Origin of the sequence: Streptomyces longhuiensis (genome assembly GCF_020616555.1) — a bacterium.
Classification (GTDB): domain Bacteria; phylum Actinomycetota; class Actinomycetes; order Streptomycetales; family Streptomycetaceae; genus Streptomyces; species Streptomyces longhuiensis.
This window is the reverse complement of the sequence record NZ_CP085173.1, coordinates 6,655,046-6,671,248: the sequence shown is the minus strand read 5'-3', so window position 1 is coordinate 6,671,248 and position 16,203 is coordinate 6,655,046. Positions and strand designations below refer to the sequence as shown.

Here is a 16,203-nt window from a genome sequence, read left to right as displayed (position 1 = left end):
TGCGCGAGCTCAGTTGTCGCGCTTCTCCTTGATCTTCGCGGCCTTGCCGCGCAGGTCGCGCAGGTAGTAGAGCTTCGCGCGACGCACGTCACCGCGGGTGACGAGCTCGATCTTCTCGACGATCGGGGTGTGCACCGGGAAGGTGCGCTCGACGCCGACGGAGAAGGAGACCTTGCGGACCGTGAAGGTCTCGCGGACACCGGCGCCCTGGCGGCGGATGACTACGCCCTTGAACTGCTGCACACGGGAGCGGTTGCCCTCGATGACGCGGACGTGGACGTTGACGGTGTCACCCGGGCGGAAGGCCGGGATGTCGCTGCGCAGCGACGCGTTGTCGACGGAGTCGAGCAGGTGAGACATGATCGTCTGCTTTCTTCACCGATGCCACAGGTCATCGGCGGGAATGTTCGAAATGAGGATTCGGTAGCTGATCGCGTCGGGCGGGCGTCGTTCCCCCTGTGGCAGGGGCGCACGCTGGACGTACAGCAGCGGCTTATTCTTCCACGGCTTCGGGGTCTCGCCCAAATCGGCCGTCGGGGCCCGGCCGCCAGCCCAGGATGGAGAGCATCTCGCGGTCCTTCTTGTCGAAGACCGAGGGGTCGCAACGCTCCACGAGATCGGGCCTGTTGCGGGTGGTGCGCCGCAGCGCCTCGTCCCGGCGCCAGCGCGCGATCTTCCCGTGGTGGCCGCTGAGCAGCACGTCGGGAATGCCCTGGCCGCGCCACTCGGGGGGCTTGGTGTACACGGGCCCTTCGAGGAGGTTGGCCATGGCGCCGGGCGCGAAGGAGTCGTCCCGGTGGGACTCGGCGTTGCCGAGGACTCCGGGCAGCAGTCGCGCGACGGCCTCCGTGACGACGAGTACGGCGGCCTCTCCGCCGGCCAGCACGTAGTCGCCGATGGAGACCTCGTAGACCGGCATCCGGGTCGCGTACTCGTCGGTGACGCGGCGGTCGATGCCCTCGTAGCGCGCGGGCGTGAAGACCAGCCAGGGCCGCTCGGAGAGCTCGACGGCGAGCTCCTGGGTGAAGGGGCGTCCGCTGGGCGTGGGGACGACGAGGGCGGGGCCGTGGGCCCCGGACTCGTAGCCGTCGGCGAGCACCTCGTCGAGGGCGTCGCCCCAGGGGCCGGTCTTCATGACCATGCCGGGGCCGCCGCCGTAGGGGGTGTCGTCGACCGTGTTGTGCCGGTCGTACGTCCACTCCCTGAGGTCGTGCACCCGTACGTCGAGCTGCCCGCGCGCGCGGGCCTTGCCGACGAGGGAGACGTTCAGCGGGTCGAGGTACTCGGGGAAGATCGTGACGACGTCGAGCCGCATCAGGCGCCGCCCTCCTCGGAGCGCTCGCCGGAGGCCGCGCCCGAGTCCTCGCCGGAGTCGTCGTCCGCGTCGCGGCTGGAGACGATCTCGGCTCGGTCGTCGATGAGCCCGGGCGGCGGGTCGATGATCGCCCGCTGCTCCTCGAGGTCGATCTCGGTGACGATCTCCTCGACGAAGGGGATCATCACCTCGCTGCCGTCGGGGCGCTCCACGATGAACAGGTCCTGCGAGGGCAGGTGCGAGATCTCGGTGATCCGGCCGACCTCCACGCCGTCCGTGGTGACCACGTCCAGGTCCATCAGCTGGTGGTCGTAGTACTCGTCCTCGTCCTCCGGCAGTTCCTCCGGGTCGACGTTGGCGATGAGCAGCGTGTTGCGCAGCGCCTCGGCGGCCGTACGGTCGCGTACGCCCTCGAAGCGGAGCAGGAGGCGGCCGCTGTGCACGCGGCCGGTCTCGATCGTCAGCGGCCCCGTGGAGGCGGGGTCGGTGGCGAGCACGGCGCCGGGGCCGAGCCGCAGCTCGGGCTCGTCGGTGCGTACCTCGACGGTGACCTCGCCCTTGATGCCATGGGCGCGGCCGATGCGCGCGACTACCAGCTGCACGTGAACAACTCTCCTGTCATACGGCCACGGGCCGGGGACGGCCCTGAGGCCCTCCCCGGCCCGAGCCGGTGCTTCATGTGTCGCCGAACCGTTGGTCCGGCTCAGCGAACCTGGTCCACGTCGACGAGGTCGACGCGGACACCGCGGCCGCCGATGGCGCCCACGACGGTACGCAGGGCACGCGCGGTGCGGCCGTTGCGGCCGATCACCTTGCCGAGGTCGTCGGGGTGAACCCGGACCTCGAGAACGCGCCCACGGCGCAGGTTGCGCGAGGCGACCTGCACATCGTCGGGGTTGTCGACGATGCCCTTCACGAGGTGCTCAAGAGCCTCCTCGAGCATGCTCAGGCCTCGGTGGACTCGGTGGACTCGGCCGGGGCCTCGTCCGCCTTCTTGTCAGCCTTCTTGGCCTTCGGGGTGATGGCCTCACCCTTGGCGTCGTCGCCCTCGAGACCCTTGGTGAAGGCCTCGAACGCGGCGCGCTTGTCCTTGGGCTCCGCGACGAGCAGCGGCGCGGGGGCCGGCAGGCCCTTGTGCTTCTGCCAGTCACCGGTGAGCTTCAGGATGGCCATGACCGGCTCGGTCGGCTGGGCGCCGACGGACAGCCAGTACTGGGCACGCTCCGAGTTGACCTCGATGCGCGAGGGGTTCTGCACCGGGTGGTACAGACCGATCTCCTCGATGGCCCGGCCGTCACGGCGGGTACGGGAGTCGGCGACGACGATGCGGTAGTGAGGCGAACGGATCTTGCCCAGACGCTTCAGCTTGATCTTGACTGCCACTGGAGTGGTGTCTCCTGGTCTTGACGTGGTTGGGCACAACGGGATGCCACGTGGGGTTGCGGTACTCGGAGTGCCCGATGGACGCGTCAGCCGGAGGCGAGAGGGTTCCTATGCGGCTGTCGAGTACAGCTAGCCATTGTGCCATACGCCGGCGGGGCGGCCGAACGTGGTCCGGACGCCCCGCAGCAGGTCGTGCACCTTCACCGAGGATCAGCCGGAGATCACCCGACGCCCGCGCCGACGGCCTCCGGAATGCGGAACGGCTTGCCGCAGCCGCCGCAGACGATCGGGGCCTGGGCGAGGACGGAGGGCACCACGCGCACATTGCGCCCGCAGTCGCAGACCGCCTTGACGCGGACGCCGCCCCCTGAGGAGCCGTGCCGCGCGGCCGGGCCGCGGAAGCTGCGCTTGGTGTCCGCGGCCGTGGCCACGGTGTGCGCCTTGAGGGCGCTCTTGAGCCGCTCGATCGTCGGCCGGTAACGCTGTTTCGCCTCGGGGTTGAGCGTCACCAGCGAGAAGCCGCTGCTGGGGTGCGGCTCCTCGGGATGGTCGAGGCCCATCTCTTCGGCGATCGCCAGGAATCTGCGGTTGTGGTACCGACCGGCGCGGGAGGTGTCGCGGACTCCTCGGGCGGCGGCGATGCCATGGACTGCCTCATGGAGGAGTCGCTCGAAGGAGAGCTCGTGTCCGCAGGCGGACGACGACTCCCCGATCAGGGATTCGGGCGCGGCTAGATCTGGCAGCTCGGGGTGGTGCCGCTGAATATCGGCCCACGCCTGTGCCAGCTCTGCGGCGAGAACAGGTGGTGTCGTGCTCACGTCGTGACAACGAGCCGGGATGCCTCTGTGTTCCTATTCCGGGGCATCCCAAATAATTTGCACGTACCAGTCAGTTGCCACTCATGCGTCCGGACGAGGGCGGGTGCGCTGATCTGCGGAGAAGTCTCACAGCTCGCACCAAGGTGGTGCGTAGGTATACGTACGCCCCGGCGCGTAGACGATGTCCGCACGCCGGGGCGACTGTGTCCGTCTGATGCGCAAGGGGCCTTTCGGCCTCTCTCGCGCCGCTCGCTGCGCAGGTGCGGTGGCTCAGTACGCGCGTGCCACGACGGCGACGTTACCCGCCGCGTCATCCGCGTCCGGCACCGCCCCGTCCTCGGTGACCAGACACCGTACGGAGACGGAGTGCTCGGCCAGCGCGGCCTCGCCCGCCTCGCCGAGCGTGGCCCACGGGATGCGGGCCCAGCCGCCCGAAGCGGCGGCCTCGACGGCCTCGTCGATCGTCGCCACATCGGTCGTACGGGACTCGCGCCGCTCGCGGGCCTGCTTCAGGAGCAGTGCCTGGTCCTCCTCCAGGACGGTGGGCAGCAGTGCGGCGAGCGCCTCGACGGCCACCGGCTCCTTGCCTCCCGGGATGCGCCTGGCCAGCATCGCCGTGCCGTTCTCCAGGTCGCGCGGGCCGATCTCGACGCGTACGGGCACTCCCTTGAGTTCCCAGTCGACGGCGCGGCGGCCGAACGGGGTGTCGGTGCGGTCGTCGACGTGGACGCGAATCCCGGCCGCCTTGAGGGCGTCGCCGATCTCGTGGACCTTGGCCAGAACGGCGTCGTCCCCCTTGATGGCCAGCACCACGACCTGGGTGGGGGCGAGCCGGGGCGGGATCCTCAGGCCGTTGTCGTCGCCGTGCATCATCACGAGCGCGCCGATCATGCGGGTGGTCGATCCCCAGGAGGTCTGCCAGACCAGTTCCTGCTTGCCCTCCTTGGACAGGTACTGGGTGTGGAAGGCCCGGGCGAAGTTCTGGCCGAGTTCGTGGCTGGTGCCCAGCTGGAGGGCCTTGCCGTCACCCATCATGCCTTCGAGCGTGAGGGTGTTGATGGCGCCGGCGAAGCGCTCCTTGGCGGTCTTGCGGCCGAGGACGACGTCCATCGCGAGGACGTCCCGCATGAAGTCCGCGTACACGTGCCGGTGGATGCGGGCCGCGAAGTCGCGGGCCTCCTCGTACGTGGCGTGCGCGGTGTGGCCCTCCTGCCACAGGAACTCCGTGGTGCGCAGGAAGAGGCGGGGGCGCAGCTCCCAGCGGACGACGTTCGCCCACTGGTTGATGAGGAGGGGCAGATCGCGGTAGCTCTGCACCCACTTGGCGAAGTACTCGTTGATGATCATCTCGGAGGTGGGCCGGACGACGGCGGGCTCCTCCAGCTCCTTGCCGCCGCCGTGCGTGACCACGGCGAGTTCGGGCGCGAACCCCTCGACGTGCTCGGCCTCCTTGTGGAGGTACGACTGCGGGATCAGGAGCGGGAAGTACGCGTTCTGGGTGCCCGTCTCCTTGATGCGGGCGTCCATGTCCTGCTGCATCCGCTCCCACAGGCCGTAGCCGTACGGTCGGATGACCATCGTGCCGCGCACTGGACCGTTGTCGGCCAGTTCGGCCTTGTTGACGATGTCCTGGTACCAGCGCGGGAAGTCCTCTGCCTGGGGCGTGAGAACGGGTGTCTTGGCCATGGCGCGCATGCTACGGCGCGATTACGCCCGGTCGGCAATCTTTTTACCCCCGTCCGGCCGCACGGCGCAGGCCCGCGCGCGGCGAGCGAAGCCCCTTGGGAACACCCCCTAGACGGGACGGCGGATGCGGAGTTCTCTGGCATACGGGGGAACTGCGAGCGCACTTGTACGGGGGCGGACGAACCGCAGGAACACGCCACACCAGTAACTCTCGGCGGATTGGGGCGCTTTCGATGACACCTACGCTCGTGCAGCGGCACCTCCCCCACCCGGGGCGCGTGCCCCGGGTGGACCTGTGCGCACGCGCGCGTGACTGGGCGGAGATACAGGAACGGATGCTGGTCCCGCTCTACGAAGCGGTCTACGAACGGCTGGAGGTCGGCGAGGCGACCGGCACCCGGCTTCTCGGCCTCGGCTGCGGCTCGGGGCTCGCCCTTTTGATGGCGGCGTCGCGCGGCGCGGCGGTCACGGGCGTCGAGGCGGCCGCGCCCGAGCGGCTCGCACTGGCCAGAGAGCGTCTCCAGGGCGAGACGCGGGGCACGCGCGCGCGTGGCGACACGCGACTGACCGAAGGAGGCCCCGGGGACGCGGCGGAACCGGACGATCCGCCGTACAACCTGATCACCGCGTTCCAGCCGATCGGCTGCATGGCGGGTGACTCCGAAGGGCTCGGCGCGCTCCTGGAGTCGGCGTCGCCGTTCGCCGAGCGGGGTACTCCCGTGGTGCTGGCCGGCTGGGGTCCGCCGGAGCGGTGCGCGACGTCGTCGGTCCTGCGGGTCGCGACGAAGCTCGCCGATCCGCTGCGCAGCGCGGGCAGTTGGCGGCCCGCGCTGCGTGACGACCTGGAGGAGGTCGTACATCGGGCCGGTCTCAGGCCGGACGGCTCGGGCCGGGTCGCCTGTCCGTTCGGCTACGCGGACGTGGACAGCGCCGTACGCGGGCTGCTGTCGACGGGCCTGTTCGACGCGGCGATCGGCGCGACGGACCTGTCCCAGGTCGAGAAGGAGATGACGGAGGCGCTGCATCCGCACCAGCGGCAGGACGGGACGGTGTGGATGCCGAACGTGTTCCGCTACGTGATCGCGCGCACCCCGTGACGTTCGCTAGATGTCCGTCGCCGTCCCCTGACCGTCGGCGTCCTGAGTCCCCTGAGTTCCCTGAGTCCCCTGCGCCTCCTCGTCCTTGGTGAGGCGGATGACGCCGGCGACGCGGTAGGCCTCCGCCTCGTCCAGGGTCTCGTTCGCGAGGAGTGCCGCGGCCAGGGCGTCCAACTGGCCGCGGTGGTCGCGGAGTTTGGTGCAGGCCTCCTCGTAGCAGTCGTCGACGATGCGGCGCATCTCGTGGTCGATGGTGTCGAGGGTGTGGGGCGCGGCGGAGAGCCCGTACGCCTGCTGGGCGTCGCTCGGCAGGGCGGAGAGCCGGCCGATGCGGTCGCTCATGCCCCAGCGGGCGACCATTCCGCGCGCGATGTTCGTGACCTGTTCGAGGTCGTTCTCGGCGCCGGTGGTGACGACCCCGTATACGACCTGTTCGGCCGCCATGCCGCCGAGCGCGCCGATGATGCGGCCGCGCAGGTACTCCTCCGTGTAGGCGTATCTGTCGATTTCGGGAGTGGAGAGGGTGACGCCGAGTGCGCGGCCGCGCGGCACGATGGTGATCTTGCGGACGGGGTCGGCGCCGGGCTGGAGCATGCCGAGCAGGGCGTGGCCGCTCTCGTGGTAGGCGGTGCGGCGGCGCTCCTCGTCCGGCATGACGAGGGGACGTTCGGCGCCCAGTTGGACCTTTTCCAGGGCCTGGGAGAGGTCGGTCTGGGTGACGGCCTTCTGCTGGCGTTTGACGGCGAGGAGGGCGGCCTCGTTGGTGAGGTTGGCGAGGTCGGCGCCGGTCATGCCCGGGGTCGTGCGGGCGACCTGCAGCAGGTCCACGTCCGGGGCGAGCGGGATCTGCCGGGTGTGGATCTTGAGGATGGCCTCGCGGCCGCCGCGGTCGGGCGGGCTGACGGTCACGACGCGGTCGAAGCGGCCGGGGCGGGTCAGGGCCGGGTCTAGGACGTCCGCGCGGTTGGTGGCCGCGATGACGATGACGCCCTCGGATCCCGAGAAACCGTCCATCTCGGTGAGGATCTGGTTGAGGGTCTGTTCACGCTCGTCGTGGCCACCCATGGCGGAACCGCCGCCGCGGGCCCGGCCGATGGTGTCGATCTCGTCGATGAAGATGATCGAGGGCGCCACCTTGCGGGCCTCGGCGAAGAGTTCGCGTACGCGTGAGGCGCCGACTCCGACGATCATCTCGATGAACTCGGAGGCGGACGCGGAGAAGAACGGGACCCCGGCCTCGCCCGCGACGGCCCTGGCCAGGAGCGTCTTGCCGGTTCCCGGCGGGCCCGACAGGAGGACGCCCCGGGGCATCTTCGCGCCCATCTCGCGGTAGGCGTCGGGGTTCTTGAGGAAGTCGACGACGTCACTGAGCTCGCCCTGCACCTCGTCGATGCCGGCGACGTCCGCGAACGTCGTGCGCTGCATGCCGGGCTCCAGCTCGACCGGCTTGGGCGGCTGCTTGCGCCCGAGCATGCCTCCCCCCATGCCGCCGCCCATGCCCTGCCGCATCCGCCGCGCGATGAAGATCCACAGCACGACGAGCAGGAACATCGGGGCGAGGGAGATGAGGAGGTTGGCGAGGAAGCTGCGCTCCTGGACGACCGGTGAGGCCGTCACGGTGACGTTGTGCTTCTCCAGGTTCGCCCAGAGGTCGTCGTCCGCGAAGGACGGCCGCTGGGTCTTGAACTTGGTGTAGTTCTTGCTCGAGCTGTCACTGCCGCCGGGCGTGGGCTGCTCCTTCTTGAGCTGGCCCTGGATCGCGTCGCCCTTGGAGTAGATCTTGGTGACGTTGTTGTCGGCGACCTGCTTGCTGAACTCGGTGTACGAGATCGTCGGCTCGTTGCCCTGGTTGAAGAACGACAGCACGAGGTTGGCGATGAGGTAGACGATCAGGGCGGTGAGGATGAGGCCGCCCCAGCCACCCGGCATCTTCTTCCGCGACGGCTTGGCGGGCGGTGGAGGCGGCGCCCCCTCGGAGCGCCACGGCTGGTCCGTCCGGTCGCGCGGGGGTACGGGGTTGGCCACGCCTGCTCTCCTCCTGCCGTCACGCCTCCCGCCCATGACCGCACACATCCGGGACCCTTGCCAGTATCCAGAATCCTGGTTACTGTCCGATCTGTGAACGGTTTCGACGAGCGCTTCCTCACGCGCAACGGCCTCGCGGCCCGCCAGCTCGCGGTCCTGCTGCTCAATCACGAGCCCGACACACGACTGCCCCGGGTCCGCGACTTCGCCGAGGAACTGGGGTGCGGAAACGGCACGGTGCAGGCCGCCCTGCGCCTCCTGGAGGAGTCCGGCGCCATCGAGACCGCCGCGCGCGGCCACCTCGGCACCTTCCTGGTGCGCTCCGAGCGCTCCGTACTGTGGCGCCTCTCCGGCCTCGGCACCCTGCTCGCCGCGATGCCCCTGCCCTACTCCCGCCGCTACGAGGGCCTGGCCACCGGCCTGCGTACCGCCTTCGAGGAGGCGGGCACGCCGTTCGCGATCACGTTCATGCGTGGCGCGGGCGCCCGGACCACGGCCCTGCTCGAAGGCAAGGTCGACCTGGTGGTGCTCTCGCGCTTCGCCGCCGACCGGCTGATCGAGGAGCATCCGGTGGAGCTCGTCGCCGACCTGGGCCCGGCCACGTATGTCGGCGCCCACGGGCTGCTGCTGCGCGAGGGCGCCTCGCTCGACGCGCCCGGCCTGCGGGTCGCCGTGGACCCCACCTCCGAGGACCAGCGGATGCTCGCCGAGCGCGCGTTCGCCGGGCGCTCCGACATCAAGTGGGTCGAGTCCTCGTACATGCAGCTGCGGGACCTGTTCGCGCAGAACCTGGCCGACGCCACCGTCTGGAACCTCGACGAGGTGCAGGGTCGGACAGGGATGGGCGGGGAGGTGCTGCCACTGGGCGACGAGGTCACCCGCGATCTGTCCCTGCGCAACTCCAGCGCGGCGATCATCGGCAGGACCGAGGGCGCGAAGGCGCTCTCCGCGGTGCGGGACGCGGTCGACCTGTCGACCGTGACGTCACTGCAGGCCGAGGTACTGCGGGGCGAGCGCGTGCCGTCGTACTGAGCCGGCGGGGTGGGGCCGGAAGGATTCGCCGCCCCTCCCCGACCTGAATATCCAGAATCCTGATTATTGTCGAATTACCGGTGGAATCCGGAAGGAGATCCCATGGACGACCAACTCGCCCTCCGCATCCGGCTGTTCCGCGAAGGCGGCCAGGTCAGGCCCGAGGTCGCCGACTTCGTGACCGCCGAACTCACCGCCCTCGCGGAACGCGGGAACGAGATCACCGAGCAGACCGCCGGCATGCTCACCAGCCATCTGATGATGGCGCTGACCCGGCTCGTCGACGGGGAGCCGATCGAGCAGTTCCTCACCGACGAGCAGGTGGCCGCGGAACTGGCCGGCCACCCCCACGCCGTGGCCGGCGCGCGCGAGGTCGCCGCCCGTGCCCGCGAACAGCTCGGCGCCACCCTGCCCGACTCCGAGGTCAACTTCCTGGCCATGCATCTCGCGGTGCTGGCGGGACAGCCGTCAACCGACTCCCAACCCCCAAGGACCACCCCATGAAGAAGATCCTCACCGGCGGCGTAGGCAAGGTCGAGGTCACCGGGACCGTCAAGGCGCTCGCCCTCGACGGCATCGACATCGTCGTCTCCAGCGACATGGACGCCGCGATGAAGCTCCGCGTGGGCCAGGCCGACTTCTATCTCGGCACCTGTCACACCGGCGCCGGCGCCTCGCTCGGCGTCCTCGTCGGGCTCATGGGGCAGCCCGCGTGCCACACCTTCGGGCGTTCCGTACCGACCGAGGACGAGGTCAACTCCCTGCTCGACCAAGGCAAGAAGGTCTTCGGCTTCTCCATGGACCAGATCGACGTCATCGCTCCACTGATCGCCCGCGCCATCGCCGCGCGCGCCTGATCACACCAGGCACCTCCGCCCCGGGCACGAAGGAGATCCCGTGAGCCCCGTGAACACCACTCTCGCCGCAGGTGCGAACCTCGACTTCTCGCCGGCGCAGCAGTTGACCGTGATCGCCCTGTGCGCGCTGACCGCGTTCATCTCGCACATGGCACTGGCCGTCTTCAACGACGGCGTACGCCCGTTCATGCTGGACTTCATCCAGGGCCGGTCCACCCGCAGCGCCACCACCGCGGTCTCCTTCGGGCTCTCCGCCGGGTTCATCTTCGGTCTCGGCGCGCCGATGGCCCTGTCCACCGGCGTACTCAACCCGTGGCTGCTGTTCCTGCCCACGGACATCCTCGGGCTCCTCGCACCGAAGAAGTGGATCGCCCCGATCCTGGGCGGTGCGTGGGGCGCCGTCGTCGTGTTCGGCCTGAACGGCGCGAACGACGTGGCCCACGACCTGCCGGTCGACTTCCTCACCGCGATGCAGCAGATGTCGACGCCGATCCTGTTCCTGTTCACGCTGTTCCCGGTGCTGGCGATCACCAAGCAGTTCGGGCGCGTGTGGGGCGGCGTCGCGGGCGTCCTCGAACTGGCCCTGGTCGTGATGACCATGAAGATCTGGCCGAACATGTTCGCGGGCGCGCTCGCCATGGCGGTCGGTGTCCTGATGCTCATCGGCCTCGCGATCGCCAAGGACGTCCGCGAGCGCAAGGCCGCGCGGGCCGAGGGCGGCGGCGTCGAGGAGGTGGTCCTCGCGGACGACCCGATGGCGTCGCTGTTCAGCTCCAGCGCGGCGAGACTGCGCAAGTTCCTGCCGCTGTTCATGGTGCTCGGCGCGGGTGTCTGTGTGCTCGCGCAGATGCACATATTCGGCGGTGGTGAGGCCACCAGCTTCCTGATCGCGAAGGGGCACTACAGCGAGGCCGCCCAGGTGGACTTCTACCGGGTGTTCGGCTTCATCCCGCTGATCGCGACGACGGCGCTCGCCTCGGGGGCGTACGGCATCGCGGGCTTCACGCTCGTCTACCCCATCGGCTATCTGCTGCCGAACCCGTTCCTCGCGGCGATCGTCGGCGCGGCCGTGTTCGCCGTCGAGGTGCTCGCCCTCTCCTACATCGGCAAGTTCCTCGGCAAGCTGCCGAGCGTGCGCGACTCGTCGGAGCACCTGCGCAGCGCCATCACCGACACGCTCCAGCTGGCGATCCTCTTCGGTTCGCTGATGGCGGCCAACGCCATGGGCGCCGGTCTCGGCATCCTCGTCGTCGGCGGGCTCTATCTGCTGAACGAGGCGATGGGCCGGCCGGTCGTACGGATGGCGGCCGCTCCCGCCGCGGTGATCGTCGGCGGCATCCTGCTCAACCTCCTGTACTGGCTCGACCTGTTCACCCCGATCAAGGGCTGAGGCCGGGTACGTACGCCGGGAAGGACACCCACCGCACCATGCACAACCCGCCCCTCATCCACACCGTCACCGGCCCGCTCCCCGCGGCCGCCGTACGTGGCCCGGCCCTCGCGCACGAGCATCTGGCACTCGACCTCGACCGGCGCGGCGACGGCGGCGCGGTCCTCGACCCCGAGGCGCACGGACCGGCCGTCACGGCCGAACTGGCCGCCCTGCGCGAGGAGTTCGGCCTCGCCCTGGTGATCGAGCTGACCTGCCGCGGCATGGGGCGCGACCCGCGCGCCCTGGCCCGGATCTCCCGGGACACGCAGGTCGCCGTCGTCGCGGCCACCGGCTGGTACTACGAGCCGTTCCACACGCCCGAGCTGGCCGGCGCGGGGGTCGGACAACTGGCCGACACACTGGTCCGCGAGATCGACGGCGGGCTCGGCTCCACGGGCGTCCGGCCCGGCGTGCTCGGCGAGGTCGGCAGCCACGGTGACGTGCCCAGCGAGCCGGAGTCGCGTGCGCTGCGCGCCGCGGCGCGGGCCGCCGTCGCCACGGGCCTGTCGGTCGCCACGCACGCGCAGCTCGGCCGCGGCGGGCTCGCCCAGCTGGAGCTGCTCACCGGCGAGGGCCTCGCCCCGCACCGGATCTCGGTCGGGCACCAGGACCTCCTCGACGATCCGGCCGTGCACAAGGAGCTGGCCGCGAGCGGCGCGTACGTCGCGTTCGACACGGTCGGCAAGGAGAGCTACCAGAGCGACGACGTCCGGCTCCGGCTGCTGCTCGCCCTCCTCGAGGCCGGCTACGCCGACCGTGTCCTGCTCAGCTGCGACATCTCGCGCCACGGCTATCTGGAGCGCGAGGGCGGTCAGGGTTACGGGCATCTGTTCCGGTCGTTCCTGCCCCGGGCGCGTGCCGCGGGCGTGGACGACACCTTGATGGACCTGATGACGCGCCGCAATCCGCTGCGCTTCCTGACCGGCGCGAGCGTGCAGGAGATCTGACGATGACACCCAACCGCTCAGCGGCACCCGCGCTCCCCGAGACGTTCCCGCTCGCCACGATCCCGGTCGACGAGGCGATGGCCCGGCAGTTCCGGCTGATCGAGTACACCGCCGCGCACTTCACCGGCGAGGAACTGTTCAACGCCGACGCGGGCGTCGTGCCCGGTCTCGGCCGGCCCCGCACGACCGCCAAGGCCGAGGCGGTGCTCGCCGACTTCTTCGGGGCCGAGGACGCCGCGTTCGTCCAGGGCGCGGGCACCGGAGCGATCCGTGCCGCGCTGAACGCCGCCGTGACCGCGGGCGATCCGCTGCTGATCCACAAGGCGCCGGTGTACCGGACCACCGAGGTCACGCTGCGCGGCATCGGTGTACGTACCGAAGAGGTCGACTTCAACGACCTGGGCGCGCTGCGCGAGGCCCTCGCGTCGGGGCGGTTCCGGTGGGCGTACGTGCAGCACACCCGGCAGCGGCTCGGCGACTCGTACGACCCGGGCGAGGTGCTCGCCGTGTGCCGGGCGGCCGGGGTGCGCACCGTCGTCGACGACAACTACGCCGTGCTGCGCGTGCCCGCGTCGGGGGTCGAACTCGGCGCGGACGCCTCCTGCTTCTCGCTGTTCAAGCTGCACGGGCCCGAAGGCGTGGGCATCGTCGTCGGGGCGCGCGACCTCGTCGCACGGGTCCGGGCGGACAACTACTCGGGCGGCGGTCAGGTCCAGGGTCATCAGGCGCTGGACGTGCTGCGCGCCCTGACGCACGTGCCGGTGATGTGGGCGGTGCAGTCGCGGGTGGGCGCCCAGGTCGCCGAGCGGCTCGCCGCCGGTGAGGTGGACGGCATCGCCGAGGTGCGGCTCGCGAACGCGCAGGACCGGTGCCTGCTCGTACGCCTCGACCGGCCCGTCGCACGTGAACTCCCCGCCGTCGCGGCGCGGTTCGGCGCCGCGCCCTATCCCGTCGGCTCCAACTCCCGTTACGAGATCGCGCCGCTGTTCTACCGCATGTCCAGCTCGTCCCTCGACGACTCCCCCGGGCTCGCGGACTGGACGGTGCGGATCAATCCGATGCGGGCGGGCGCCGACCTCGTGATCGACATCCTGCGCCGCTCCCTCGACGTACTGAAGCACCACGCAAAGGACGACTGACCGTGTTCCTCGACAGTCTGCTCACCCGCAACCCCGAGCTCGTCGACGCCGCGGCCGACCTCCACCGGCGGGGCGCGATCCCGCCCGACACGTACGTCATGGATCTCGACGCGATCGAGTCGAACGCCGCGCTGCTCGCCGCCGAGGCCGACCGGCTCGGGCTCACCCTCTGGTTCGTCGTGAAGCAGCTCGGCCGCAACCCCGAGCTGATCAGGGCGATCGCCCGGCACATCCCGAAGTACGCGGCCATCGACGCTCCGGAGGCCCGCACCCTGCACGCGGCGGGAGCGCGGGCGGGCAACCTCGGCCACCTCGTGCAGATCCCACGCCGCTCGCTGCCCGAGATGCTGGCCTGGCGCCCCGAGACCGTGACCGTCTTCGACGTCGACAACGCCCGCGCGGTCTCGGACGAGGCCCGCGCGCAGGGCTTCGTCCAGGACGTCCTCGTGCGCCTCGAAGGGGCGGAGGGTGCGGTCTATCCCGGGCAGGAAGGCGGTGTTCCGCTCGATGCGCTCGACGACTTCGCGGCCGCCGTCGAACAGTTGCCGGGCGTGCGGATCGCGGGCGTCACCGCGTTCCCGTGCGTCCTGTGCGACCCAGCGACGGGCACGCCACGCCCCACCGCCACCTTCGAACTCGCCGTCAAGGCAAGCGAATTGCTCACCTCGCGCGGCCACGAGAACCTGAAGCTGAGCGCCCCGAGCGCCACCTCCGTGGCCAGTCTCCCCCTCCTCGCCGAGCACGGCGCGACCCACGGCGAGCCGGGTCACTCGCTCACCGGCACCACACCCCTGCACGCCCGTGACGCAGGCCAGCCCGAGAAGCCCGCCTACGTCTACGTCACCGAGGTCGCCCACACACTCGCCGACGGCAGGCCCGCCGTGTTCGGCGGCGGCTTCTACCCCCGCGCGCACATCGGTTCGGCACTGCTGCCCCGCTCGGGCCGGCGCCTCGCGGTGCAGGACGCGCCCGCGGAGAACATCGACTACTACCGGCTGCTCGACGCGCCCGCCCCCGGCGGCGCCGTCGCGGCGGGCGACACGGCGCTGCTCGCGTTCCGCACGCAGATCTTCGTGACCCGCTCGACGGTCGCGGTGGTGGCGGGCCTGTCGTCCGGGTCTCCGCGCCTGACCGGCCTGTACGACGCGCAAGGGAGGGCCCTGTGATGAGCAAGACCGTCATCGTCGTCGTCGACGGATTCGGTGTGGGCGCCATGCCGGACGCGGGTGTCCTGCGCCCCGGCGACCTGGCGGCGGACACCTGCGGCCATGTGCTCGACCGGTGCCGCGAGGCGTTCGGGCGGCCGCTGCGGCTGCCCGCGCTCGGCGCGCTCGGGCTGGGCCTGGTGCACCCGCACCCGGACCTCGCACGGCGCACCCGTCTGCCGGTCGCGGCGGGCCGGGCCGGGCTCGGCTACCCCGGCGCGGACACGTACGCGGGCCACCAGACGATGATGGGCGCCGACTTCAGCCGGGTGACGGTGGCGCGGCTCGGCGACCACCTCGGCGAGGTCACCGCGGCTCTGGAGGCCGCGGGCCACAAGGTCGAACTCCTCGGCGGCGAGCCCCTGTTGGTCGTCGACGCAGCCGTGCTGGTGCACGACAACCTGGAGGCCGACCCCGGTATCAACTGGAACGCCTCGGGCCGCCTCGACGACCTGGGCTTCGACGGGATCCTCTCCGTCGCGCGCACGGTCCGCGCGGTGGCGCCCGTCGCGCGGGTGATCGCGGTGGGCGGCCACGCGAGCGGTCCGCTCCCCGACTTCGTACGCGAAGGGGACGGCGGCACGGTCGGCCTCGACACCCCGGCAAGCGGCTTCTACCGCAACGGTGGCCTCGAGGTGCGGCATCTCGGCGCGGGCCTCGACCACAGGCGCCAGCTCCCGGATCTTGCGGCGCGGGCCGGGATCCCCGTCACGCTCGTCGGGAAGGCCGCGGACATCCTGGCCTGCGACGACGCGGTGCGGCGCCCGGCCGTGCCGACGGCGGACGTGCTCGCGTACACGCTCGAAGCCGTGCGCGCGGAGGGCGAGGCGCTGGTCGTGGCCAATGTGCAGGAGAGCGATCTGGCCGGGCACCAGCAGGACGTGGAGCGCTACGGGCACGTCCTGGAGCAGGTCGACGCGGGGCTCGCGGCGCTCGTCTCGCTGCTCGGCGCGGACGGCGACCGGCTGATCGTGACCGGCGACCACGGCAACGACCCGACGATCGGCCACGCCTTCCACACCCGGGAATTCGTGCCGGTGCTGATCCACCGCCCAGGTGCGGCCGGTGTCGAACTGCTGCCGGACGCGGGCAGCCTGGCGGACGTGGGCGCGACGGCCGCGGCGGCGCTCGGCCTCGATCCGGCGGGGCTCGCCAACGGCACGGAGATCAGTCGAGCGGCGGCGCGGGCAGCCTGACCCACCCATGCGTAAGGGGCGCCCGCAATGGCGGGCGCCCCTTACGCATGCCTACTTACGCATGCCTACGA

At 70.9% G+C, this 16,203-nt stretch carries 17 protein-coding genes; 9 read left to right on the top strand and 8 right to left on the bottom strand.

Translation table 11 applies throughout. The features are described 5' to 3' along the window. Positions 1 to 9 precede the first annotated feature (9 nt). From rplS to proS, 7 genes are all read right to left on the bottom strand, one after another. A complete protein-coding gene (gene rplS, locus LGI35_RS30775; protein WP_116509364.1) occupies positions 10 to 360 on the bottom strand; it encodes a 50S ribosomal protein L19 in 351 nt (116 codons plus the stop codon). 133 nt (positions 361 to 493) lie between these two features. After that, the gene (gene trmD / locus LGI35_RS30770; protein ID WP_227297463.1) at positions 494 to 1,315 is read right to left on the bottom strand and encodes a tRNA (guanosine(37)-N1)-methyltransferase TrmD; all 822 of its coding nucleotides are present in this window, start codon (positions 1,313 to 1,315) and stop codon (positions 494 to 496) included. Then, positions 1,315 to 1,917, bottom strand: coding sequence for a ribosome maturation factor RimM (rimM, locus tag LGI35_RS30765; protein ID WP_227297461.1), 603 nt, complete (start codon positions 1,915 to 1,917; stop codon positions 1,315 to 1,317). Before rimM ends, trmD begins: the two co-directional genes overlap by 1 nt. A 101-nt stretch (positions 1,918 to 2,018) precedes the next feature. Next, entirely contained in the window at positions 2,019 to 2,258 is a 240-nt protein-coding gene (locus LGI35_RS30760; RefSeq protein WP_014176063.1) for an RNA-binding protein, read from the bottom strand. A gap of 2 nt (positions 2,259 to 2,260) precedes the next feature. After that, the gene (gene rpsP, locus LGI35_RS30755; protein ID WP_116509370.1) at positions 2,261 to 2,698 is read right to left on the bottom strand and encodes a 30S ribosomal protein S16; all 438 of its coding nucleotides are present in this window, start codon (positions 2,696 to 2,698) and stop codon (positions 2,261 to 2,263) included. A gap of 221 nt (positions 2,699 to 2,919) precedes the next feature. Beyond that, positions 2,920 to 3,516, bottom strand: a complete 597-nt coding sequence (locus LGI35_RS30750) for a hypothetical protein (protein ID WP_227297459.1) — start codon at positions 3,514 to 3,516, stop codon at positions 2,920 to 2,922. Between the two features lie 270 nt (positions 3,517 to 3,786). Continuing rightward, positions 3,787 to 5,202 (bottom strand): proline--tRNA ligase, encoded by a 1,416-nt coding sequence (gene proS, locus LGI35_RS30745; protein ID WP_227297456.1) that lies wholly within the window; start codon positions 5,200 to 5,202, stop codon positions 3,787 to 3,789. Positions 5,203 to 5,435: 233 nt separating this feature from the next. Here proS and LGI35_RS30740 point away from each other — a divergent pair, with 233 nt between their 5' ends. Beyond that, positions 5,436 to 6,299 (top strand): SAM-dependent methyltransferase, encoded by an 864-nt coding sequence (locus LGI35_RS30740; protein ID WP_227297454.1) that lies wholly within the window; start codon positions 5,436 to 5,438, stop codon positions 6,297 to 6,299. Between the two features lie 6 nt (positions 6,300 to 6,305). Here the strand turns inward: LGI35_RS30740 and ftsH are convergent, their stop codons facing one another. Beyond that, positions 6,306 to 8,324 carry an ATP-dependent zinc metalloprotease FtsH gene (gene ftsH, locus LGI35_RS30735; protein WP_227297452.1) on the bottom strand — a complete coding sequence of 673 codons (2,019 nt, stop codon included), beginning with the start codon at positions 8,322 to 8,324 and terminating at the stop codon, positions 6,306 to 6,308. Positions 8,325 to 8,417: 93 nt separating this feature from the next. On the opposite strand from ftsH, the gene yhfZ reads away from it, so the two are divergent. The 8 genes from yhfZ (at position 8,418) to LGI35_RS30695 (ending at position 16,132) form a co-directional block, all read left to right on the top strand. Next, positions 8,418 to 9,356, top strand: a complete 939-nt coding sequence (yhfZ, locus tag LGI35_RS30730; RefSeq protein WP_227297451.1) for a GntR family transcriptional regulator YhfZ — start codon at positions 8,418 to 8,420, stop codon at positions 9,354 to 9,356. A 102-nt stretch (positions 9,357 to 9,458) separates the two neighbouring features. Continuing rightward, positions 9,459 to 9,860, top strand: a complete 402-nt coding sequence (locus tag LGI35_RS30725; protein WP_227297449.1) for a PRD domain-containing protein — start codon at positions 9,459 to 9,461, stop codon at positions 9,858 to 9,860. Beyond that, positions 9,857 to 10,213, top strand: a complete 357-nt coding sequence (locus LGI35_RS30720) for a DUF2620 domain-containing protein (protein WP_227297447.1) — start codon at positions 9,857 to 9,859, stop codon at positions 10,211 to 10,213. Before LGI35_RS30725 ends, LGI35_RS30720 begins: the two co-directional genes overlap by 4 nt. A gap of 49 nt (positions 10,214 to 10,262) precedes the next feature. Next, positions 10,263 to 11,603, top strand: a complete 1,341-nt coding sequence (locus LGI35_RS30715) for a YhfT family protein (protein WP_227300597.1) — start codon at positions 10,263 to 10,265, stop codon at positions 11,601 to 11,603. A gap of 38 nt (positions 11,604 to 11,641) precedes the next feature. Continuing rightward, complete coding sequence (locus tag LGI35_RS30710) at positions 11,642 to 12,592, top strand: phosphotriesterase family protein (protein WP_227297446.1); 951 nt, start codon at positions 11,642 to 11,644, stop codon at positions 12,590 to 12,592. Between the two features lie 2 nt (positions 12,593 to 12,594). Beyond that, on the top strand, positions 12,595 to 13,731 hold the full coding sequence (locus LGI35_RS30705; RefSeq protein ID WP_227297444.1) for an aminotransferase class V-fold PLP-dependent enzyme: 1,137 nt from the start codon (positions 12,595 to 12,597) through the stop codon (positions 13,729 to 13,731). 2 nt (positions 13,732 to 13,733) lie between these two features. Continuing rightward, positions 13,734 to 14,897 carry an alanine racemase gene (locus tag LGI35_RS30700; protein WP_227297443.1) on the top strand — a complete coding sequence of 388 codons (1,164 nt, stop codon included), beginning with the start codon at positions 13,734 to 13,736 and terminating at the stop codon, positions 14,895 to 14,897. Continuing rightward, positions 14,897 to 16,132: a phosphopentomutase gene (locus tag LGI35_RS30695; RefSeq protein ID WP_227297441.1), complete on the top strand. Its 1,236-nt coding sequence runs from the start codon at positions 14,897 to 14,899 to the stop codon at positions 16,130 to 16,132. Before LGI35_RS30700 ends, LGI35_RS30695 begins: the two co-directional genes overlap by 1 nt. The last annotated feature ends 71 nt before the right edge of the window (positions 16,133 to 16,203 follow it).

Bases quoted from the DNA above. Each gene is read 5' to 3' on its own strand.
- rplS (WP_116509364.1), bottom strand. From the start codon at position 360: ATGTCTCACCTGCTCGACTCCGTCGACAACGCGTCGCTGCGCAGCGAC.
- trmD (WP_227297463.1), bottom strand. From the start codon at position 1,315: ATGCGGCTCGACGTCGTCACGATCTTCCCCGAGTACCTCGACCCGCTG.
- LGI35_RS30760 (WP_014176063.1), bottom strand. From the start codon at position 2,258: ATGCTCGAGGAGGCTCTTGAGCACCTCGTGAAGGGCATCGTCGACAAC.
- proS (WP_227297456.1), bottom strand. From the start codon at position 5,202: ATGGCCAAGACACCCGTTCTCACGCCCCAGGCAGAGGACTTCCCGCGC.
- LGI35_RS30740 (WP_227297454.1), top strand. From the start codon at position 5,436: ATGACACCTACGCTCGTGCAGCGGCACCTCCCCCACCCGGGGCGCGTG.
- LGI35_RS30725 (WP_227297449.1), top strand. From the start codon at position 9,459: ATGGACGACCAACTCGCCCTCCGCATCCGGCTGTTCCGCGAAGGCGGC.
- LGI35_RS30720 (WP_227297447.1), top strand. From the start codon at position 9,857: ATGAAGAAGATCCTCACCGGCGGCGTAGGCAAGGTCGAGGTCACCGGG.
- LGI35_RS30710 (WP_227297446.1), top strand. From the start codon at position 11,642: ATGCACAACCCGCCCCTCATCCACACCGTCACCGGCCCGCTCCCCGCG.
- LGI35_RS30705 (WP_227297444.1), top strand. From the start codon at position 12,595: ATGACACCCAACCGCTCAGCGGCACCCGCGCTCCCCGAGACGTTCCCG.
- LGI35_RS30695 (WP_227297441.1), top strand. From the start codon at position 14,897: ATGAGCAAGACCGTCATCGTCGTCGTCGACGGATTCGGTGTGGGCGCC.